The organism is Chryseobacterium rhizoplanae (genome assembly GCF_900182655.1).
Classification (GTDB): domain Bacteria; phylum Bacteroidota; class Bacteroidia; order Flavobacteriales; family Weeksellaceae; genus Chryseobacterium; species Chryseobacterium rhizoplanae.
Genome location: NZ_FXTC01000002.1, coordinates 594,178 through 615,207 on the forward strand (window position 1 = coordinate 594,178; position 21,030 = coordinate 615,207).

Below are 21,030 nucleotides of genomic sequence, written 5' to 3' on the forward strand. Positions count from 1 at the left end.
TATGAGAAAACTCCTGATTCTGCTTTCCATATTCCAACTGTTATTGATCCATTCTCAGGTAAAAAAAGATTTGAAAATTCCTAAAAACCCAAAGATTGGACTGTCGCTGGCTGGTGGCGGAGCCAAGGGGTTTTCACATGTAGGAGTTCTTAAAGTACTGGATTCATTGGGAGTGAAAGTGGATTATGTTTCCGGAACAAGTATGGGAGCCATTGTAGGTGGTTTATATGCCGCAGGCTACTCCGGAAAAGAAATAGAAAAAATAGTGATGGATACGGATTTCTATTCTTTAATTATGGATCCGAAGTCGAGGCAGGAAACCACTTTTTTCAACAAATCTGTAGACAAATATCTTTTATCCATTCCCCTGAAAAACGGAAAAATCACACTTCCCTCTTCTATCAGTACCGGTCAGAGAAATGTTTATCTTCTGAAAGAACTTTTTAAAAACGTTTCCAATATTGAAGACTTTTCCAAAATGCCTATTCCATTCATGTGTGTGGCTACCAATCTTGAAAGCGGCAATATGCAGATATTTGAAAAAGGAGATCTCGTACAATCCATTATGGCAAGTTCCGCATTTCCTTCTTTAATGGATCCTGTTAAAATTGGCGACAGTATTTATATAGATGGGGCCATGACGGTAAACTATCCTTCAAAGCCTTTAAAAGACAAAGGAATTGATATCGTTATAGGTGTGGACCTTAATCAGGATCTTTCAAAAAGAGAGGATTTAAACAACATTATATCCATCCTGAATCAGGTGATTGATTTTGGAATCAAAAAAGATACCCGAAGACAATATAAATATACAGACATCAATATCAAACCCAATCTGAAAGGAATGTCTGCAACAAGCTACGATGATAAGAAGAAAATTCTTGACAGCGGCTATGTAGAAGGACTCAAATATTCTCAGATACTGGATCAATTACCCAAACGTCCTTTTGACCGCCTCAGACAGCGTGTAAATCCTATATATTCTAATGTTTATAAGATAGACAGCATTTCTATCGAAGGAAGTAAAATATACGGTAAAAACTATACGCTTGGGAAAATGGGGCTCCGCCTCCCCTCTTTACAGACTTATGGAAGCATCAATAAAATGGTGGATAAGTTGGTAGCGACAAATAACTATCGTTTTATCAATTATGATATCGTTCAGGAAAATGATGCCAATTATTTGAAGCTTTATGTCACTGAAGATGATACCCGTCATTTTCTGAAATTCGGATTGCATTATGACGAAGTTTTCAAAACTGGGCTTCTTTTGAATTATTCTGCAAAGAGGCTTTTATTTAAAAATTCAAACCTTTCCCTGGATGTTGTTGTGGGTGACCGTGTGAGATATTATCTGAACTATTTTATAGATAACGGATATATTCCTGGTTTTGGTCTCTATTCATCAGGAATGAGCTTTGATATAAAAAATGTAGACAATTATGTTGTAGACCGATGGGAATGGCTGAGAAATGAGGCCTACATACAGTCTATATGGAAGGATAAATTCGCTATTGGAGGTGGTATCAGCCATGATTACTTTAAAGCGGAAAACAGCAATGGAGACAACAGACGCTACAGCCGTTTCCTGAACCCCTACATCTTCATAAAAACCGATACACAGGATGATAAGGAGTTTCCTACGAAAGGAATTTATTTTGCAGCAGAAGGAAAGGTAATAGATCTATTAAAATCTGAAGTTGATAAAAGAATCATTCAGATCAAAGCAGATCTTAAAATTAACATTCCCTTGGGTAAACAATTCACTTACCGTCTGAATGTTTTTGGAGGTGTTACTATTGGAGAAAATCTTCCTGCCTACTATCAGTATAGATTAGGCGGAATTTTTGAGCAGAATCTAATAAATTTTAAAAGCTTTGGAGGGTTTTATTTTGCCCAGCTTTATACTAATAATGTGATATTGGCATCTAACGATATCCAGTTTAAATTTAACAAAAACTATTTTATCAGTGGAAACTTCAGCTTTGCTAACTTATCAAACGATATCAAGTTTGAAGATGCAGTTAAAGTAAATTATAGTTCCCTGGGAATTACGGCAGGTTACAAATCTCCCTTCGGGCAGATAAAAGTCAACTTCAGCCACTCACTTAAAAATAACCAAAAAGGTATATTCAGTGTTATTTTAGGACACTGGTTTTAAAAAAATGATACAGTTCTTTTACGAAAACTTACCAGAGTCGGTAAGTACAGATTACAAAAAATGGCTGGAAGATCTTATTCTTTCAGAAGGAAAAAAGCCAGGAGAAATCAATTATATTTTCTGTGATGATGAATATCTTCTTAAGATCAATCAGGATTATTTGCAGCATGATTATTATACAGATATCATCACTTTTGATTATGTAAAAGGTAAGACAATAAGCGCTGAGATTTTTGTATCTTTGCAGCGCGTTTCTGATAACGCCTCTACCCTTTCCCGAGATTATGAAGAAGAATTAAGAAGAGTTTTAGCCCATGGTATTTTACATCTTGCAGGCTATAAGGACAAGACAGAAGAGGAAGAAAAAGAGATGCGGAGAATGGAAGATTTGTACTTGGCTAAATACAGGGATTTAAAGATTTGAAATTGAACAATCACTTAAAGTCCTATACCTAAAGTACTCAATTCTAGTAATAATATAACTTTACCTAGAGTGCATTCTTCAAAAATGTTTCACGTGAAACATTGGTTATAAAGATAAGGTTTAAAGCTTAAAACAAGCGAGATAAAAATGATTTCAGAAATATATGATGTAATAGTAGTAGGTGCCGGACACGCAGGTTGTGAAGCCGCCGCGGCAGCAGCCAACCTCGGTTCAAAAACACTACTCGTTACAATGAATATGCAGACCATCGGACAGATGAGTTGCAACCCGGCAATGGGCGGAATCGCAAAAGGACAGATCGTAAGAGAGATTGATGCAATGGGAGGATATTCCGGAATTGTAGCAGACAAATCTGCTATCCAATTCAAAATGCTGAATCTTTCAAAAGGTCCTGCGATGTGGTCTCCGAGAACCCAAAATGATAGAATGCTTTTTGCTGAAGAATGGCGATTAGCATTAGAGAACACTCCCAATCTTGATTTCTTTCAGGATATGGTGAAACAACTGATTGTTGAAAATAATAAAGTAACCGGAGTGGTTACTTCTTTAGGAATTGAGATCAAAGCAAAATCTGTAGTTCTTACAAACGGAACTTTTCTTAATGGTTTAATTCATGTTGGAGATAAACAATTGGGCGGAGGAAGAATGGGTGAACCAAGAGCATTTGGAATTACAGAACAATTGGTCACTTTAGGATTTGAAGCAGGAAGAATGAAGACCGGTACTCCACCAAGAGTAGACGGAAGAAGTTTGGATTATTCAAAAATGGAAGAACAGAAAGGAGATGAAAATCCTCAAAAGTTCAGCTATCTTGATACTCCGAAATTAACAAAACAATTAAGCTGCCATATCGTATATACTAACGAAACAGTACACGATATTTTGAGAGAAGGTTTTGATAGAAGCCCAATGTTCAATGGTACCATTCAAAGCTTAGGTCCAAGATACTGTCCAAGTATTGAAGATAAGATTAACCGTTTCGCAGAAAGAAACAGACATCAGCTTTTCGTAGAACCGGAAGGATGGAAAACTGTAGAGATCTACGTAAACGGATTCAGTTCTTCTCTTCCGGAAGATGTACAGATCAAAGCAATGAAACAAATTCCAGGATTTGAAAACGTAAAAGTGTTCCGTCCCGGTTATGCTATTGAATATGACTACTTCCCTCCTACCCAATTAAAGCATACCCTGGAAACAAAATTAATTGATAATTTATATTTCGCAGGACAAATTAACGGAACTACAGGATATGAAGAAGCTGCAGGCCAAGGATTAATTGCGGGTATCAACGCTCACAATAAAGTTCATGAAAAAGGTGATTTCATTCTAAACAGAGACGAAGCATATATCGGAGTTTTAATAGATGATCTTATTACCAAAGGAACTGAAGAACCTTACAGGATGTTTACTTCACGTGCCGAATACAGACTTCTTTTAAGACAAGATAATGCAGATATCAGGTTAACTGAAAAAGCTTATCAGTTAGGATTGGCAAAAGAAGACAGATTAAGAAAAATGGAAACTAAAGTATCTGAAAGCCAAGCACTTGAAGAGTTTCTTCGCGAAACTTCTTTAAAACCAGGTATTATTAACCCAGTTCTTGAATCTATAGAAAGTAATCCTGTAGACCAGGCCTACAGAGCGGCACAAATTCTTACCAGACCTCATATGACATTAGGAAAACTGGATGAAATTGATTTCATTAAAGAAGTTTCAGGCCAATACAACGATGAAGTAAGAGAACAGGCTGAGATCAATATCAAGTATAAAGGATATATTGAAAAAGAAAAAGAGAATGTAGCCAAGCTGAATCGTCTGGAAAACATTAAAATTCCTGAAGATTTTGATTATACAAAGCTTTCCAGCCTTTCTGCAGAAGCAAAACAGAAGATGTCAAACGTACGTCCGAAAACTATTGCCCAGGCAGGAAGAATAAGCGGGGTTTCTCCAGCCGATATCAACGTTTTACTAGTCTATTTAGGACGTTAATAAAAGATATGTTTCACGTGAAACATTTAAATAAATAAAACAAAAATTAAGGTATTTATGAGCGTACACTGAGCTCTGGATATCTTAATTTTTTTTACAATATAAAAAGATATCAATTTCAATGAAAATAAAAGATCATTTTCTTTCACAGGAAATTTTTGAAATTAAAGAGACAGAAACTAAAGGGGTATTCAAGACCACTCCTATCCCATCCAATATTTCCAGATATTATGAAAGTGAAGATTATATTTCTCATCATCAGGACTCCGGAAGTCTGAAAGAAAAGCTTTATAAATTTCTTCAGTCCTTCAATCTGCAGTACAAAAAAAATGTATTAATAGACAGAATAAAAAAAGGATCAAGAGTGCTTGATTACGGATGCGGTGCCGGAGAATTTGTAAAATTTATAGAAAATGATTTTGAGACTTTTGGTTTTGAACCTAATGCCGATGCAAGAAAAGCAGCACAAGGAAAAATAACCAAAGCCTCTATTTTGGATACGATCAACACAATTGAAGAAAACAGCTTAGATGCTATCACTCTATGGCATGTGTTTGAACATATCGAAAACCAGGATGAAATGCTGGAAGCCTTTCATGGGAAATTGAAAGAAAAAGGAATTCTTATTATTGCTGTTCCCAATCCTACTTCTTATGATGCAAAACATTATAAAGAATATTGGGCAGCATATGATGTACCAAGACACATCTATCATTTTTCAAAAAATGGAATGGAAAGTCTCATTTCAAAAAAGCCAGACTGGAAAATGAGAAAAATAAAAGCTTTGGTGCTAGACTCTTATTACATCTCCATGTTAAGCGAAAAATACAAGAAATCATCCCTATTTTGGATAAAAGCAATGATCTATGGAACGATTTCGAACGTAAAAGCCCTTTTTTCAAACGAATTTTCAAGTTTGATATACATTATCGAAAAAAGATAGAAAATGGATTTTTGACCCATTTCTAGCGGTCACTTTTCAGCGTTTTCTACTTCTAAAACAAAAAACTCAGGATTTTTTTGCCTGAGTTTTCTTTTTTTAATTAAGGAATTTAAAAAAATTTCTAAAAAAGGAAACTTAAGAATTTAAGATTCTATAATTTTTTAAAATAAATACTCCCCTACTCCATTTCAAGAAAAAAAAATAAAGAATCCTTCTTATTAGTTAAAGTGTTACTTAATCATTTATTATATTTCATATTTGGTCCAAAAAAACAAAAAAATGGATATTAGAAATTAAATTCTTACAAAAAAGGTAGAAATTTCGACTCAAAATCTATCAAGATATAAATATTCGGAAAAATTTAGTTTTTCGATTCTAAAGGCATTTCTAAAGGTCAATTTTCACAGACTTTATTGAAAAAGTAAAAAAATAAGATTCATAGCAAATTTCATTCTTACCAAATATAAATCTGATGAATCAAAAAATTTTATACATCAAAAAGGAAATTTAAAAGCCGGAGCAGAAAACTCCCCTACTCTATTTTATCTTTTACATAAAAAATTTTAAAAATAAATTTCAAAGAAACTTCTTTAGAATAATTTATAGATCAAAAAATAGCGACCTACAAAATTCATTAAGAGAAAATTCTACGTTGGTTCAAAAAAATTGAAGGCTATTATAAAAATAATTTGATAAAAAATAAGAGTATCTAAAAAATATTGATTCCAGAAAAAAGCAAAACTATCATATTTTTAAAATTCTGATTTTTTTAAAAAACTTAATACATCATTCTTTTTATAGTGTGAAATGAATAATTTCTAATTTTTACATTTTTTTTAAAAGAAAAGTAAATATAATTTTACAATATAAAATAGTTTAAATATTAATATTCAATATCTTACAACACTATCACTAATATGTGAAATAAATAAATTACAAAAATTTACATTTAATAAAACTTAATCATATAAAACTTGTTTTTAAAAATTCAAAAAATTCTAACAAGTCACATACGTATCTAAATAATAGCGACAATATAGAATTTTACACCGTCATCATTGACTTGTCGAATCTTCGATTTTCGACGAAAGAAAAAAATCATATGAAACTTAGATTCTTCGTTTCACTCCGCTACATTCGGAATGACAGCGTCCTAATAAGAAGATAGCAGGATTAATGTAAATTGTTGTAATTACCCAAATAATTAAAGAATTTAAAGGTTCAATGAAACTCCCGGATCCAATTAGAAAGATTTTAGATTCTTGGCAAAGAATAATTGTTAGAAAACATTCATAGCTTTCATAAATTTTATTTTACATCACATTATTTATAAGCCTAAATTCTGCCAAAATAAATATGAAAATTAATAAAAAAGGAGAAATTATGATCTCTTAAAAAGTACAAAGCTTATCAAAATTTATAGTCGATTATCACAAAAATCTAGTTATAAAAACAAGAAATATTTCTTTTTAATGAGGTCAATTTTAAGAAGAAAAAATAACCACATTATTTATTAAAGATCTAAGTAGCTGAAAGCGAATTCAAGTTAAGCAAGTATAACCACAGGTTATATCTTAAAATACCAAAAAAACCCGATCAATAAAGGAATTTCTTATACTTTCAAAAAGAAAAAAAGCCTGCTAATATAATTAGCAGGCTTTAAAATATCTTTATTTTTTTTTAATTGTTGATCGCAGCTACTCCTGGTAGCTCAAGTCCTTCAAGACTTTCAAGCATTGCTCCACCACCGGTAGAAACATAACTTACCTGATCAGCATATCCGAATTGCTTCACGAAAGCAACACTGTCTCCTCCTCCCACTAAAGAGAAAGCTCCTAATCTTGTTGCTTCAGCAATACTCTCACCTAAGGCTACCGTACCTCCTGCAAAATTTGACATTTCGAAAACTCCAATCGGCCCATTCCAAAGAATAGTTCTTGAATTTAATAATACATCATTGAACTGATCTCTTGATTTATGACCTGCATCAAGTCCCATCCATCCTTCAGGAATTGCATAGATATCAGCTTCTTTTCTTTCCACATCATTACTAAAACTTTCAGCGATAATAGCATCAGAAGGAAGATATACTTTCACTTTATGTTCTTTTGCTTTCCCTAAAATCTCTAAAGCTAAAGGAAGCTTGTCTTCTTCTACCAGAGAATTACCAATTTTTCCTCCAAGAGCCTTAATAAATGTAAATGCCATTCCTCCACCAATGATCAGATTGTCTACTGCAGGAAGGATATTTTCTATAATGGTGATTTTAGTTGAAACTTTAGATCCACCAAGGATAGCTGTAACAGGTCTCTCACCGCTTTTCAATACTTTATCAATAGCCTGAAGCTCATTAGCCATCAGTAAACCGAAATATTTAGTTGATGGAAAATATTGAGCGATCACTGCTGTAGAAGCATGAGCTCTGTGTGCAGTTCCGAATGCATCGTTTACATAAGCATCACCTAATTTAGAAAGCTTCTCCGCAAAACCTGCATCTCCCTTCTCTTCTTCATTATGAAAACGTACATTTTCAAGTAATAAGATCTCTCCTGGCTTCAGTTCAGCAGCAGCCTGTTCTGCTTTTTCCCCAATGCATTCATCAACAAATTTAACTTCCTGTCCAAGAACAGCAGAAACTTCGCCAAGAATATGTTTAAGAGAAAATTCATCTTTAACCTCTCCCTTAGGTCTTCCAAGGTGTGTAATTAAGATGACAGAACCACCATCATTAAGGATCTTCTCCACTGTTGGCTTCACAGCAACAATTCTCGTATTGTCTGTCACCTTCAGCTGATCGTCCTGAGGAACATTGAAGTCCACTCTTACCAGAGCTTTCTTATCTTTAAAATTGAAATCATTGATTGTTTTCATACGTAGATTTATTTTTTTCTGAGTCGGATGAAACTCCTTTGGGCAGATCCCGGTTTGATTTTCCGTAAACCCTGCAAAGGCAATTTCATAAATTTCATTGAATTTTTGTTTCACAAATGTAAGGTTTTAAACTTTTTCAACAGATTGATTAAAATAAAAGTTTTCAAAAACTTTCCCCGAACCCAATCACCCATTAATCAACAATTTTTTCTCTTTTAAAAAAAAGAATAATGTAGTTGTTGTTGAGTGTTGTTAGTTTCGGGGATAAGTTTTATGCTAAAAATTGATAACATTCAACTTTTATTCAATTCATATTTAACTCACAATATAAATCCTTGTAAACCCGCTATTTCACATACTTATTAACAAATGTTGGTAACTTTGAGATGAAGCCATTATTAGTTATTTTATTATGGAAAAATCTGGGGATAGCTGAAGAAAACATCTGGAAAGTTGTGGTAAAAAATTGCGGAAAGGTTTTCTATTACGAAATAAATTGATCTTTAAAAATAGAAAGTTGATAAAAGTTTTCCACAGTTATTAACATACCTTTTCACAATTAACTCAGGGTTTACTAACACGAATTGTTATTATTCTTACCTTTGTAAGGAAATAGAATCTAATAAAGCTTAATAAGAGTATTATGAAAAGAAAAATTGCTATCGCAGCGGACCATGCAGGCTATGAATATAAGGAGATTGTTAAGAACTATCTTTCAGAAAAGTTTGAAGTTCAGGATTTTGGAACGTTTTCCACAAACAGTGTGGATTATCCGGACTTTGTACACCCTGCTGCAACCTCTGTGGAAAACGGAGAAAATGAGCTGGGAATTCTGTTCTGTGGAAGCGGAAACGGAGTTCAGATCACTGCGAACAAACATCAGAAAATAAGATGCGCTCTTTGCTGGATGCCGGAGATTGCAACGCTGGCAAGACAGCATAATGATGCCAACATGATTTCAATACCGGCGAGATTTATATCAAAGGAACTGGCGATTGAGATTGTAGATAAATTTCTTGCAACAGACTTCGAAGGTGGCAGACACCAGAACAGAGTTGATAAAATTGCAGTTTGCTAAATATACTGAGGCTTGTAAATCGTATTACAAGCCTTATTTATTTTTTATTCGTACATTTGCAGTGTCCAATAGAAATTACATTCTATTATTCTCTAAAGCCTTTCTTATATTTGAAACATATTTAATAGAAGGTTTTTCTCTTTTCTTCTCGAGAATTGTATTAAATTTATACAAAACTAAAGCTCCCGTTCTAAGTAAACTGAAAGATGATTTCTGATGATGTACGGAAAGAATCTAATGATGAAATTGAATAATCTTTATAAGGAATGAATAGGGAAAATTTAGAAAAAGGTTTTATTTGAAACTAAGACCAGAACATTTAAAAGAAAATTAAAATGCCAAAAAAAAGAAAATATATAAGTCATAAAAATGATTTAAAAATGATGGAGATCGGAAGACTGATCCTCCGTTTTATGAATGCAAATTCATCCAAAATTTATAATTATAAGCAGATCGCTGACGGAATAGATTACAAAAATCCAAGACAAAGAGAACTTGTCATCCAGGCGCTGCACAAACTTCAGGGATCTGAAAAGATCAAGGAAGTGGAAAAAGGAAAATATATAGTGAATCTGAAAATCGCTGGAACACTTACCGGAACCATTGACTTCAACCAAAGTGGAAATGCTTATGTAAGCGTGGAAGGTTTGGAAGATGATGTCTTCGTACATGCCAAAAATGTGAAGGATGCTTTGCAGGGAGATAAGGTTCTTATTATAACTTATCATTATAAAGGAAAGAAGCTGGAAGGCTCTGTTTTGGAAGTTTTGGAACGTACCAGAACTGAATTTGTAGGAACCTTTCAGAAGGTTGCTCATAAGGAATTTGGGTTTGTGGTTTGCGATAAAAAATCAATCAACACAGATATCTTTATTCCGAAAGGAAAATTCAATACTGCTGAAGATGGAGACAAGGTTATTGTAAAAATGACAGAATGGAGACCGGGAGATAAAAATCCTGAAGGAGAAATTATCCAGGTGCTGGGTGCTCCGGGAGAACACGAAACAGAGATCCACTCTATTCTTGCAGAATATGGCCTGCCTTACGAGTTTCCATCCGAAGTGGAAGCAGATGCAGATAAAATTGATAGAAGTATCACAGACGAAGAAGCTGCAAAACGTTGGGATATGCGTAATATCTGTACATTTACAATTGACCCAAAAGATGCGAAGGATTTTGATGATGCTTTATCCATAAGAAAGCTGGAAAACGGAAACTGGGAAATTGGTGTTCATATTGCGGATGTATCTCATTATGTAGTTCCGGGAACTATTCTTGATGATGAAGCGTATAAGAGAGCAACTTCGGTATACCTTGTTGACAGAGTTGTGCCGATGCTTCCTGAAGTTTTGAGTAATGATGTATGTTCCCTTCGTCCTAACGAAGATAAATACACTTTTTCTGCAGTTTTTGAACTGAATGACGAAGCGGAAATTCAGAAACAGTGGTTTGGAAGAACGGTTATTCATTCAGACAGAAGGTTTACCTATGAAGAAGCTCAGGAACGTATTGAAAGCGGACAGGGAGACCTGGCGGAAGAGATCAATACTCTTGATAAGTTAGCAAAAATTATGCGTCAGGAACGTATCAGAAAAGGAGCCATTACTTTCGACAGAAGTGAAGTAAGATTCAATCTTGATGAAAATAATGAACCTGTTGGAGTGTACTTTAAGATAAGTAAGGATTCAAACCACCTGATCGAAGAATTCATGCTTTTAGCCAATAAAAAAGTATCTGAATATGTATCTCTAAGCAGAAAAGGTGAGATAACAAACAATACATTTATTTACAGGGTTCACGATGATCCGGATCCTGCGAAACTGGAATCATTGAGAGATTTCGTTGCTACTTTCGGATACAAAATGGATCTTGCCAATACCAAAAAGGTTGCTGCATCTTTGAACAAACTTTTACATGACGTAAAAGGAAAAGGTGAAGAAAATATGATCGAAACGCTTGCGATGAGAAGTATGAGCAAAGCGGTGTACTCTACTGAACCTATTGGTCACTATGGTTTAGGTTTTGAATATTACAGCCACTTTACCTCTCCTATCCGTCGTTATCCGGATTTGCTTGCGCACCGTCTTCTTCAGCATTATCTGGACGGAGGAAAATCTCCAAACAGAGGAGAACTTGAAGAAAAAGCAAAACACTGCAGTGCCATGGAAAGGCTGGCAGCTGATGCAGAAAGAGATTCTATCAAATTTATGCAGGTGAAATTTATGGAGAAACACCTGGGAGAGACTTTCAGAGGAGTTATTTCCGGGGTGGCAGAATTTGGTTTCTGGGTTGAAATTCCTGAAAATGGTGCGGAAGGACTGATCAAACTTAGGGACCTTGTAGACGATTCATATATGTATGATGCAAAAACCCACGCCGTATACGGAATAAGACATGGAAACAAGTATCAGTTGGGAGATGAAGTTCAGATCAAGGTGGTAAAAGCTAATCTGATTCAGAAGCAGCTTGACTTCCAGATTGTAAAGTAATGACGAAAATAGATAAATACATTGTATTTAGTATTTTAAACGCAATATTATTGATAACAGTAATTTTTAATACTGTTATCAATTTTTATCTGTTTGTACTCGCTATGATTGTTCTTGGTGTATTTTGTAATATTTTAATTAAAAGAAATATTATTAATGTCAACAAACAAGGGAAAAAATACTTTTTTGGAGTTACATTTCCTCAGATAATTAATGGATTTTTTTTGATAAACTATCTTACAGGAATGAATCCTACCAGGGAAACATACTGTTTTAAAAATATGATTTCAGAGGTTGGAAGTGTACGCAGCCATGAGAAAGGAAAGACAACTTACATTTATTTAAGCGGAAATGCATATGAATATTCTTATATGACAAGAAGTTTTCTCATTGATTATAAAAGAATGTTGTTTAAAAATCAGATAACTTACACCTTTGAACGAGGAATTTTTGGGCTTAAAATTAGAAAAGACTTTGAGTTTGCGTTTAATGAAAATTGCCTGGAAAAATAAATGTGATGAATCATTAAAAAATATAATGCAAAAAGATTGTTCCCATGAGGAACAATCTTTTGTTTTTTTAAGGAGGCAAAGAATTGTCCAAAATTATTTTGAGATCTGTTCGTATTTTGGGCTTTGTATTCTTACTCCTCTCCTATTTCTTTAAAAATTGAACATTAAACTCTCCTTAAAATCCACTTGATAAATTACAACTTTATTGAATAATTAAATCATAAAGTATAACTTTGTATAAAACGAAATGAATTTTATTCATTTTAAAACACATTAAATGCTAGAACTTGTACTATCGGCGATCATATTAGGATTCATGCTGAGCCTGGTTTTTATAGGACCTATATTTTTCCTGTTAATTGAAACCAGCTTTTCCAGAGGCCCCAGACATGCCCTGTCATTGGATCTTGGAGTTATTACTGCAGATTTATTATGTATTGTAGCAGCATATTATGCCAGTACAGATATTGTAGCTTTAATTGATAAGCATCCCGGCTTCTACAGGATCACTTCCATTCTTATTTTTGTTTATGGAATTGTGATGCTGGTTACCAAGACCAAGATGCATTTGCCCGGCGAAGAAAAGATCATTGGCCAAAATTATATTAAAACATTTTTCAATGGCTTTTTCTTTAATCTTTTAAATGTAGGAGTTATCCTTTTCTGGCTGGTAACGGTAATTTCTGTGAGAAACCAATATCCGGACACCAGCAGTTTTATTTTATACATAGGGATCGTACTGGGCACTTACCTTTCAATAGATCTTGCCAAAATATTTCTTGCCAAGCAATTTCACGATAAATTAACACAAAAACTGGCCAATCAAATCAGAAGAGTTGTTGGCTGTATTCTTATTATCTTCAGTTTCTTTATCTTCCTGCAGAGTTTCAAAAAATTCAATCAGTTTGAAAGACAGCTGGAGGAAGCCGAAAAGAAAGAAGTAAAATATCAAAAAAAAGAATGAAAAAAATAATCTTTCCAAAGTCCCTTAAAAAAGGGGACAAAATAGCTGTTATTTCCCCTGCAGGAGCGGTAGATGCCTCTCAAATGGAAAAGGGAATAGAAATGATTAAAAGCAGAGGTTTTGAGCCCGTTCTCGGGGAACATCTCTACACAAGATTTTCAAACGGATATAACTATGCCGGAACAGAACAGGAAAGAATAAAAGATATCAACTGGGCTTTAAATGATACAGAGATCAGAGCGGTATGGGCTTCCAGAGGTGGCTATGGATGCCAGCACCTGATTCAGCACCTGAAAATGAAAGGTTTTACAGAAAATCCGAAATGGTATATTGGATATTCTGACAATACTGTTATACAAAGCTATCTGTTGAAAAAAGGTTATGCATCCATTCATGGGCAGACCATTAAAACATCAAGTTTCGGTGTTACAGATGAAAGTTATGACCTGATCTTTGATATCCTCAAAGGTAAAACTCCAAAATACAGTCTTGAATCACATCAATTCAATAAAGAAGGGAATATTGAAGGAGAATTAATCGGAGGGAATTTAGCCCTTATTTATGCCCTTTTAGGAACCAGATATTCTTTTGACTTTAAAGACAAAATCCTGTTTATTGAAGATATCGGAGAAAACTTCTATGCACTGGACCGTATGATTATGAGTCTGGAGCTGGCAGGAGTTTTCAGTAAGATCAAAGGACTTATCATTGGCGGGATGACCAATATGGGAGACGAAAAGGAAAATAAAAGCTATGAAGAAAGCTTTGATGAATTTGCCTATAAACTGATCTCGGAACGAATTTCAAGATATAAATTTCCTGTAGTATTTGGTTTCCCGAATGGACATATTAAAGATAACCGTCCGCTTTTAATCGGGGCGCAGGTTAAAATGAAGGTTGGAACTAAAGTAAAGATCGAATTTTAAAAAATACCACTCTCCTATCTCCAAACTCTTAAATACAAGATATGGCTGATCATAACGATTTTGGAAAAATAGCAGAAGATACAGCAGTTGATTATCTTCAAAAGAACGGCTACAAAATCCTTGTCAGAAACTTTCGTTTTCAGAAAGCAGAGATTGACATTATTGCTGAAAAAGATAATCTGGTTATTATCGTGGAAGTGAAAGCAAGGTCTACTGATGCCTTCATGCTCCCACAGGAAGCAGTCACCAAAACAAAAATAAAATCAATTGTTTCTGCAGCCAATCATTATCTCGAGGAATTTAATAAAGATAGTGAAGCCAGATTTGATATTATCTCCGTTCTTCCTGATGAAAACAGAAATTTAAAAATTGACCACATAGCCGATGCTTTTCAGGCATTGGATGCTAATTAATAAATCAATAAAAATGTATGAAGGAATAGCATCATACTCTTGAGAAGATATTCCGTTCATACAAGTTAATAAACAATTTTATGAAGACAGTATTAATCACCGGAGCAACTTCCGGAATAGGTAAAGCTACTGCAGAGCTTCTTGCAAAACAAGGGAACAGAATTATTATCTGCGGAAGAAGAAGTGAGGTATTGGAAACTGTAAAAACAGAGCTTTCCCAATATACCGAAATATTTAGTTTGTTGTTTGATGTAAGGAATCTTGAAGAGGTAGAAGCCGCTATAAATTCACTTCCTGAAAACTGGAAAGAGATTGATGTTCTGATTAATAATGCAGGAAATGCTCATGGGCTGGATCCTCTTTCTGCTGGTAAGACAGACGACTGGGATTCTATGATTGACGGAAATGTGAAGGGACTGCTTTACGTTTCTAAAATGATCATCCCGATTATGAAAACTAAAAATTTAGGTCATATAATAAACATCAGTTCTGTAGCAGCAAGACAAACTTATGCCAATGGAGTAGTGTACTGTGCAACGAAGAAAGCAGTAGATGTTATTTCAGAAGGAATGAGACTGGAGCTTACCGAATTCGGAATCAAAGTAACCAATATTCAGCCGGGAGCTGTAGAAACAGATTTCTCTTTGGTAAGGTTCAAAGGTGACAGTGAGAAAGCTTCAACGGTATATGCAGGCTATGAAGCCCTGAAAGCAGAAGATATTGCCGATGCCATTGCTTACTGTGTGAATGCTCCGAAACACGTAACTGTCTCAGATATGACCATCTACCCAAGTGCTCAGGCAGAACCGAGAACGATTTATAGAAAATAGTTAAAATAATGGACTAAATTTGCAGCATATTAAAAGCAATTTTGCTGTTTAGCTTAAAACAAAAAAATGAAAATTCTATATCTGGAAACATCATCAAAAAACTGTTCAGTAGCGGTATCAGACAATGAAAAACTGCTGTGTGTGTGTGAAGAAGTTTCTGAAAACTATAAACAATCTGAAAGCCTTCATACCTATGTGGAATGGGCATTGGAAGGAGCAGGGATTGCTCTTAAAGATATTGAAGCCGTTTCTTTGGGGAAAGGTCCCGGCTCTTACACAGGACTAAGGATTGGTGCAGCCTCTGCAAAAGGATTCTGCTATGGTCTTAAAGTTCCCCTGATTGCTGTAAATTCCCTTGAAAGTATGATAGAGCCTTTTTTAGGCGATAACTATGACTTTATAGTACCTTTGATTGATGCGAGGAGAATGGAGGTGTATACAGCCGTTTATGACGGTAATACGGGAAAAGAATTATCTGAGACCGAAGCCAAGATTTTGGATAAAACTTCTTTTGAAGAATTTAAAGATAAAAAAGTATTGTTTGTAGGAGACGGTGCAAAAAAGGCAAAAGAGATATTGAATCTTCCTGATGCTGTTTTTAACGAGACTGTTTATCCTTCTGCAAAATATCTTATCACAAGGACATTGGAAAAAATAGAGAATAAAGAATTTGAAGATATGGCATATTTTGAGCCTTTCTATCTTAAAGATTTCCATGGAGTAAAGAAAAAGGGCTCGTAAGATTTATTAAACAGAGTAATAGACAAGAATAAGCAACTGCATAAAAAAAGCGAAGAGTACATCTTCGCTTTTTTATTTTATTGAGGTCTTGGCGGTGCCTTTGAAGCAGGTTTAGTTTCTGCTGGTTTCTTGTTTTTTTGCTGCTGCTGGGCAGGATTTCCCTGTTGTGGAGCAGGATCCATATTCAGGGTTTGTGTACTGATATTTTTCCCATTGTTCATTTGCGGAACGCCGGTGTTTTGGGCATTAGGCTGTACGGGTGCTCCTCCTGGTTGTTGTGGAACAGCATTTCCTTTATTATCCGTTGCCTGGAAGCTGAGGTCGCTTTTCAGATACACCAGCATTTCTTTAGCCCTTATGCCTTCAGGAGTTTTAGAATAATTCAGGGCAATCTGTTCAAGCTGAAGAATCATTACTTCCTTTCCATTGGCTTTTCCTGCATTGAATGCATTGAGCAGGTACAATTTAGGAACCAGCGCATCCTTAGGGAATTTTTGAAGAGTCTGATCGATCACTTCCTTACTTTCTGCAAATTTCTCAGATTCAAATAAGGCATATGCTTTTTTATATTCATTTTCTACTTCTTCCGTTGATTTTACGAAGGATTTGTTTTTAGGGTTTCTGGCAAATTCAGCATAAGAAGTGTAAGGATAATCCGTCAATAGAATTTGTTTTGCTTTTTCAGATGCCTGTGGATTCTTCTCATAATTCATGGCAAAAATCTCATACAATGCCTGTAGCATTACCTTTTCTTCCGGTTTTACATCTACAAGGTCATACAATGTTTTTGTCGCCAGGGGAGTGTTGGTAAAATAGTTCTGATACATGATTCCCAGGCCTAATGAAGCGGTATCTCTGTCCTTTTTCAATTGGGATAATTTACCCTGATCTGTAGGAATCTGTTCAATATAGTAAGAAGGTTCAAAACGTCTTGGATTAGGTGCTGAAGTAACTCCTAACGCTTCATTCTTCATATCTTCAATAGAAGCCATTTTCTTTGAAAAACGCCAGTTATCAGCAAGAGCACGATCTCCCCAGACTTGTTTAAACGTAGAGGCTCCTTTGCTTACAGTTCCCGTATTTCCAAAGTAAAACCCTTTGGTTGTCACTCCGAAATCCTCAAAAGCATTGGAACTATTGGCAAAAATAGAATTAGCGCTGTAGTCTCCGGTATCAAATCCTTTGCTTCTTTCTGCACGTTTTCTTTCCAGCTCTTCTTTCTCTTCTTTAATTTTTAATTTTGCAATATATTTTGTGAAATAGTCTGTTTTCTGACCTTCATCCATTTTTGCAAGAGAGAGAATACTATCATTCTTTTTGATCAGATAGTAGTTTTTGGAAATCTTTTTTATGTATTCAGACTGGTCTTTTAATAAAATCTTTGATGGCTCATAAGTCATTACTGCAAGCGCAGAATCATAATAGCTTCCGGCTCCGATATAATCATTTTTCTCCAGATAGCTTTTTCCTATCTCATAATAAGCCAATCCACGGATCTGAGGGTCAGAAACCTTTTCAAACAACGATTTTCTGAAGAACTGCTGGGCTTCATCTTTTTTGCCTGCTTTATTGGCCATTAAACCTAAAGCATAATAAAATTCATTTTTTCTGGAACCGTAAGTCCCTTTTTTACTGATGCCTTCCAGATAGTTTTTGGCTCCTGCATAGTCCCCTTTACCATTAAAAGTTTTGGCAATGGCAATCTGGGATTTTACTTCAAATTCAAAATCATTGGCATATTTATAGGCTGCGGTATAGCTTTCTCTTGCTTTATCATTCTGGTTCAGATTTTCTAAAACCTGGCCTCTCAGATAAGCAATTCTACTCTTTAGTTTTCTGTTGCTGTTCAGTTCAAAAGCATCATCAAGCTCTTTGGCTGCATCTTCCTTTTTACCAGCATCCAGTAGAGATTCAGAGTAATAAATGCTCAGCAGTTTTGCATAGCTCTTATTGATATCTTCTCCTTTCAGTTTAGCAAAAGTTTCATGAGCTCTGTGGTAATCTTTGATTTGATTATAAGCAAGCCCCTGATAAATTCTTGCCAGTGCAATCCTTTTATCATCTTTCATGTGAGTAAACACATAATTCAGAGCATCCAGCGCTTCCAGGGATTTTCCTCTATAAATTCTCGCCTGGGCAAGAATCATGTAAGCATCAAAAATCTGTTTGTTTTTCTCTTCACCGTTTCTGGTTACAGAATATTTATTAATCGCTTTTAAAGCTTTTGCTTCTGCAATTTCTAGGGTAGTAGCTCCTTTACCTTGTTCACCATCTGGTCTTGCAGGGGCATTTCCCTGAGGCCCACCAGGGATATTCGGTACTCCGGAATTTCCTCTTCCTGAAGGTTTGTTGGCTACTTCAGCCATTTTCATAGAGTTTTCAGCAAAAGCTTCTGACTGTCCGAGATCACTTCCCAAAGGCTGTTCTTCATAGGTAAGAATGGGAATATAAGGAGCATAAAAATTGTCTTTATGTCCTTTATCTCTGGTGGTAAACTCACTGTTTAATGCATCTTTCGCATTAAAAAGCGTGTTGTAATATGTGGAAAATCCTTTCAATAGTTTTGATCGCTGCTCCGGCTTTTTTGTTTTGGTAGCACAGGAAGCAACGAGACATATCACTAAAAGGAACAATATATTCTTTTTCATTATTCAATATAACTCGCTAATCTGCTTTTTATTATCAGCGGTTTGCTGATTTTGTAAAAATAATAAAATTTTATAATGAATAATATTTATATTTCTTTCGGAAACATTTTATTTCTTCTTTAATCGATATTGAGAACCTTAATAATTTTTAAATCAGAGAGGTTTCTTTCAATATTTTGTAGACAAGATGGGTAGGAAGCCCCATAATCGTATAAAAGCTTCCTGTAAGACTTGTGATCTTTGCCATTCCCAGCCATTCCTGAATACCATAGCTGCCCGCTTTATCGAAAGGCTTATAGTTTTGAATGTAATAGTTTATTTCTTCATCAGAGAGGCTATCAAGAGTAACATCAGCAACATCCGTTTCTGTAATGGATTTATCTGCAGTTTTGATGGTGATTCCCGTATAAACCTGATGAGTTTTTCCGGAAAGATTCTGAAGCATTTTGTATGCGTCAGCTTCATCCTTAGGCTTTCCAAGAATCTGATTATCAATAGCTACAACAGTATCAGCAGTCAACAGAACTTCATCAGCCTCCAGACGTCTGAAAGCATCTGCTTTTAAATCAGACAGGTAAGCCGCAGCTTCTTCTATTTTTATATGTTCCGGAAGAATTTCTTCACAGTCTATTTTTACAACTTCAAATTCAAAACCCAGGTTGGTAAGAAGCTCTTTTCTTCTTGGCGATTGGGAGGCTAAAAGTAATTTCATACCGTACTTATACAGATTGAGTGTTATCATCATGCCAGTTGCCCTGAACCTTCATTACCTGTTCTATCACATCGCGTACTGCTCCGGTTCCACCTTTTTTCGGAGAAATATAATCTGAGATTCCTTTTACTTCAGGGACTGCATTTTCAGGACATGCTGCAATAGCTGAGCTTTCCATAATATGAATATCCGGAAGATCATCACCCATGGTAAGAATTTCTTCATTTTTAAGATTGTGTTTCTTCTTAAAATCTTCAAAATCATCTATTTTATTGTGAGATTTCGGGTAATAATCCTGAATACCCAGGTAATTGATTCTGTGTTTTACCATTTCATCATTTCCCCCGGTAATCACTCCGATCAAGTAGTTGTTTTTTAATGCTTTCACTACTGCATATCCGTCCAGAACATTCATTACCCTGCACATATTTCCTCCGGGAAGCAGATAAACACTTCCGTCTGTGAAAACTCCATCAACATCAAATACAAATGCTTTAATATCTTTTAATTTCTCTTTATAGCTCATACATTTTCTGAATAGAATGATTCATTGTTTTATAAATTTCAAGACTTTCGTCTTTTAATAACTGTTCATGCAGCTGTAAAATTCTTACATCATTTCTCACTGCCGGTCCTGTTTGGGCCTGCCTGGGTTCTATTTCATAAATTTTCTGAACCGTTTCATCAATCAGCGGTAAGAAATAATCAAACGGAATTTCCTGAGAATCCGAAATTTCTTTAGCCCTGGAAAAAAGATGATTCACAAAATTGCAGGCGAAAACAGCTGTCAAGTGAATATATTTTCTTTTTTCGTGGCTGCTTTCCATTACTTTCTCTGAAACCTGTGAAGCAAGGTCAAGCAATATTTTCTGGTCTTCTTCATTTTCAGCTTCTACAAAAAACGGAATTTTTTCATATTCCAGTTCTTTTGACTTAGAAAAAGTCTGTAAAGGGTAGAAGCTGGCTTTCCGGTACTCACCAGACAAAACTTCTTTTGGAAGCGATCCGGAAGTATGGGCAACCAAACAATCTTTTTTGGTAATGATCTTTGAAACTTCTTCTACAGAATGATCACTTACACAGATGATATAAAGATCTGCCTCCTCCAGATGATCTGTGGAATACGGAATATTTAATTCTTCTGAAATTTTACTTAATTCTTTTTCGTTCCTGCCAAAAATCTGGGCCAGGGGAATGCTTTTCAAAGTGAAAGCTTTTGCCATATGATAGGCAACATTTCCGGAACCGATAATTACAATTTGCATATAACAAATATAAGATATTAAGCTGAGCCGGGAAAGGAAGAGG

The 21,030-nt window shown here is 35.1% G+C and carries 17 protein-coding genes; 12 read left to right on the top strand and 5 right to left on the bottom strand.

The annotated features are described in order from the left end of the window. The first annotated feature begins 1 nt into the window (after nucleotide 1). The 4 genes from FN817_RS08000 to FN817_RS08015 all read left to right on the top strand — a co-directional run bounded on the left by FN817_RS08000 (nucleotide 2) and on the right by FN817_RS08015 (nucleotide 5,538). Nucleotides 2–2,161 (top strand): patatin-like phospholipase family protein, encoded by a 2,160-nt coding sequence (locus FN817_RS08000; RefSeq protein ID WP_142717470.1) that lies wholly within the window; start codon nucleotides 2–4, stop codon nucleotides 2,159–2,161. 4 nt (nucleotides 2,162–2,165) lie between these two features. Beyond that, nucleotides 2,166–2,585 (top strand): rRNA maturation RNase YbeY, encoded by a 420-nt coding sequence (gene ybeY, locus FN817_RS08005; protein WP_142717471.1) that lies wholly within the window; start codon nucleotides 2,166–2,168, stop codon nucleotides 2,583–2,585. A gap of 147 nt (nucleotides 2,586–2,732) precedes the next feature. Further along, nucleotides 2,733–4,595: a tRNA uridine-5-carboxymethylaminomethyl(34) synthesis enzyme MnmG gene (gene mnmG, locus FN817_RS08010; protein ID WP_142717472.1), complete on the top strand. Its 1,863-nt coding sequence runs from the start codon at nucleotides 2,733–2,735 to the stop codon at nucleotides 4,593–4,595. 121 nt (nucleotides 4,596–4,716) lie between these two features. After that, nucleotides 4,717–5,538, top strand: coding sequence for a class I SAM-dependent methyltransferase (locus FN817_RS08015; protein ID WP_142717473.1), 822 nt, complete (start codon nucleotides 4,717–4,719; stop codon nucleotides 5,536–5,538). Nucleotides 5,539–7,218: 1,680 nt separating this feature from the next. Here the strand turns inward: FN817_RS08015 and FN817_RS08020 are convergent. After that, on the bottom strand, nucleotides 7,219–8,409 hold the full coding sequence (locus tag FN817_RS08020; RefSeq protein WP_142717580.1) for a phosphoglycerate kinase: 1,191 nt from the start codon (nucleotides 8,407–8,409) through the stop codon (nucleotides 7,219–7,221). Nucleotides 8,410–9,052: 643 nt separating this feature from the next. Here FN817_RS08020 and rpiB point away from each other — a divergent pair. From rpiB to tsaB, 8 genes are all read left to right on the top strand, one after another. Continuing rightward, the gene (gene rpiB, locus FN817_RS08025) at nucleotides 9,053–9,487 is read left to right on the top strand and encodes a ribose 5-phosphate isomerase B (RefSeq protein ID WP_142717474.1); all 435 of its coding nucleotides are present in this window, start codon (nucleotides 9,053–9,055) and stop codon (nucleotides 9,485–9,487) included. 335 nt (nucleotides 9,488–9,822) lie between these two features. Next, entirely contained in the window at nucleotides 9,823–11,976 is a 2,154-nt protein-coding gene (rnr, locus tag FN817_RS08030; protein ID WP_142717475.1) for a ribonuclease R, read from the top strand. Then, nucleotides 11,976–12,488 carry a hypothetical protein gene (locus FN817_RS08035; RefSeq protein ID WP_142717476.1) on the top strand — a complete coding sequence of 171 codons (513 nt, stop codon included), beginning with the start codon at nucleotides 11,976–11,978 and terminating at the stop codon, nucleotides 12,486–12,488. Before rnr ends, FN817_RS08035 begins: the two co-directional genes overlap by 1 nt. Before the next feature lie 277 nt (nucleotides 12,489–12,765). After that, on the top strand, nucleotides 12,766–13,452 hold the full coding sequence (locus FN817_RS08040; protein WP_142717477.1) for a LysE family translocator: 687 nt from the start codon (nucleotides 12,766–12,768) through the stop codon (nucleotides 13,450–13,452). Beyond that, complete coding sequence (locus tag FN817_RS08045; RefSeq protein ID WP_142717478.1) at nucleotides 13,449–14,378, top strand: S66 peptidase family protein; 930 nt, start codon at nucleotides 13,449–13,451, stop codon at nucleotides 14,376–14,378. Before FN817_RS08040 ends, FN817_RS08045 begins: the two co-directional genes overlap by 4 nt. A gap of 41 nt (nucleotides 14,379–14,419) precedes the next feature. After that, nucleotides 14,420–14,791 (top strand): YraN family protein, encoded by a 372-nt coding sequence (locus FN817_RS08050; RefSeq protein WP_142717479.1) that lies wholly within the window; start codon nucleotides 14,420–14,422, stop codon nucleotides 14,789–14,791. 80 nt (nucleotides 14,792–14,871) lie between these two features. After that, entirely contained in the window at nucleotides 14,872–15,621 is a 750-nt protein-coding gene (locus FN817_RS08055) for an SDR family NAD(P)-dependent oxidoreductase (RefSeq protein WP_142717480.1), read from the top strand. 66 nt (nucleotides 15,622–15,687) lie between these two features. Beyond that, nucleotides 15,688–16,362, top strand: coding sequence for a tRNA (adenosine(37)-N6)-threonylcarbamoyltransferase complex dimerization subunit type 1 TsaB (tsaB, locus tag FN817_RS08060; RefSeq protein WP_142717481.1), 675 nt, complete (start codon nucleotides 15,688–15,690; stop codon nucleotides 16,360–16,362). A 77-nt stretch (nucleotides 16,363–16,439) separates the two neighbouring features. Here the strand turns inward: tsaB and porW are convergent, their stop codons facing one another. From porW to FN817_RS08080, 4 genes are all read right to left on the bottom strand, one after another. Then, nucleotides 16,440–19,010, bottom strand: a complete 2,571-nt coding sequence (gene porW / locus FN817_RS08065) for a type IX secretion system periplasmic lipoprotein PorW/SprE (RefSeq protein ID WP_142717482.1) — start codon at nucleotides 19,008–19,010, stop codon at nucleotides 16,440–16,442. 148 nt (nucleotides 19,011–19,158) lie between these two features. Further along, on the bottom strand, nucleotides 19,159–19,722 hold the full coding sequence (locus FN817_RS08070) for a Maf family protein (protein ID WP_142717483.1): 564 nt from the start codon (nucleotides 19,720–19,722) through the stop codon (nucleotides 19,159–19,161). Nucleotides 19,723–19,729: 7 nt separating this feature from the next. Continuing rightward, entirely contained in the window at nucleotides 19,730–20,248 is a 519-nt protein-coding gene (locus FN817_RS08075; RefSeq protein ID WP_047380044.1) for a KdsC family phosphatase, read from the bottom strand. Further along, on the bottom strand, nucleotides 20,238–20,987 hold the full coding sequence (locus FN817_RS08080) for a Rossmann-like and DUF2520 domain-containing protein (RefSeq protein ID WP_142717484.1): 750 nt from the start codon (nucleotides 20,985–20,987) through the stop codon (nucleotides 20,238–20,240). Before FN817_RS08080 ends, FN817_RS08075 begins: the two co-directional genes overlap by 11 nt. Nucleotides 20,988–21,030: the final 43 nt, after the last annotated feature.

Excerpts from the sequence above, each read along its gene's own strand:
- FN817_RS08070 (WP_142717483.1), bottom strand. The coding sequence starts at position 19,722 with ATGAAATTACTTTTAGCCTCCCAATCGCCAAGAAGAAAAGAGCTTCTT.
- FN817_RS08080 (WP_142717484.1), bottom strand. The coding sequence starts at position 20,987 with ATGCAAATTGTAATTATCGGTTCCGGAAATGTTGCCTATCATATGGCA.
- ybeY (WP_142717471.1), top strand. The coding sequence starts at position 2,166 with ATGATACAGTTCTTTTACGAAAACTTACCAGAGTCGGTAAGTACAGAT.
- porW (WP_142717482.1), bottom strand. The coding sequence starts at position 19,010 with ATGAAAAAGAATATATTGTTCCTTTTAGTGATATGTCTCGTTGCTTCC.
- FN817_RS08040 (WP_142717477.1), top strand. The coding sequence starts at position 12,766 with ATGCTAGAACTTGTACTATCGGCGATCATATTAGGATTCATGCTGAGC.
- FN817_RS08045 (WP_142717478.1), top strand. The coding sequence starts at position 13,449 with ATGAAAAAAATAATCTTTCCAAAGTCCCTTAAAAAAGGGGACAAAATA.
- FN817_RS08000 (WP_142717470.1), top strand. The coding sequence starts at position 2 with ATGAGAAAACTCCTGATTCTGCTTTCCATATTCCAACTGTTATTGATC.
- FN817_RS08020 (WP_142717580.1), bottom strand. The coding sequence starts at position 8,409 with ATGAAAACAATCAATGATTTCAATTTTAAAGATAAGAAAGCTCTGGTA.
- FN817_RS08015 (WP_142717473.1), top strand. The coding sequence starts at position 4,717 with ATGAAAATAAAAGATCATTTTCTTTCACAGGAAATTTTTGAAATTAAA.
- tsaB (WP_142717481.1), top strand. The coding sequence starts at position 15,688 with ATGAAAATTCTATATCTGGAAACATCATCAAAAAACTGTTCAGTAGCG.
- FN817_RS08055 (WP_142717480.1), top strand. The coding sequence starts at position 14,872 with ATGAAGACAGTATTAATCACCGGAGCAACTTCCGGAATAGGTAAAGCT.
- mnmG (WP_142717472.1), top strand. The coding sequence starts at position 2,733 with ATGATTTCAGAAATATATGATGTAATAGTAGTAGGTGCCGGACACGCA.
- FN817_RS08050 (WP_142717479.1), top strand. The coding sequence starts at position 14,420 with ATGGCTGATCATAACGATTTTGGAAAAATAGCAGAAGATACAGCAGTT.
- rpiB (WP_142717474.1), top strand. The coding sequence starts at position 9,053 with ATGAAAAGAAAAATTGCTATCGCAGCGGACCATGCAGGCTATGAATAT.
- rnr (WP_142717475.1), top strand. The coding sequence starts at position 9,823 with ATGCCAAAAAAAAGAAAATATATAAGTCATAAAAATGATTTAAAAATG.
- FN817_RS08035 (WP_142717476.1), top strand. The coding sequence starts at position 11,976 with ATGACGAAAATAGATAAATACATTGTATTTAGTATTTTAAACGCAATA.
- FN817_RS08075 (WP_047380044.1), bottom strand. The coding sequence starts at position 20,248 with ATGAGCTATAAAGAGAAATTAAAAGATATTAAAGCATTTGTATTTGAT.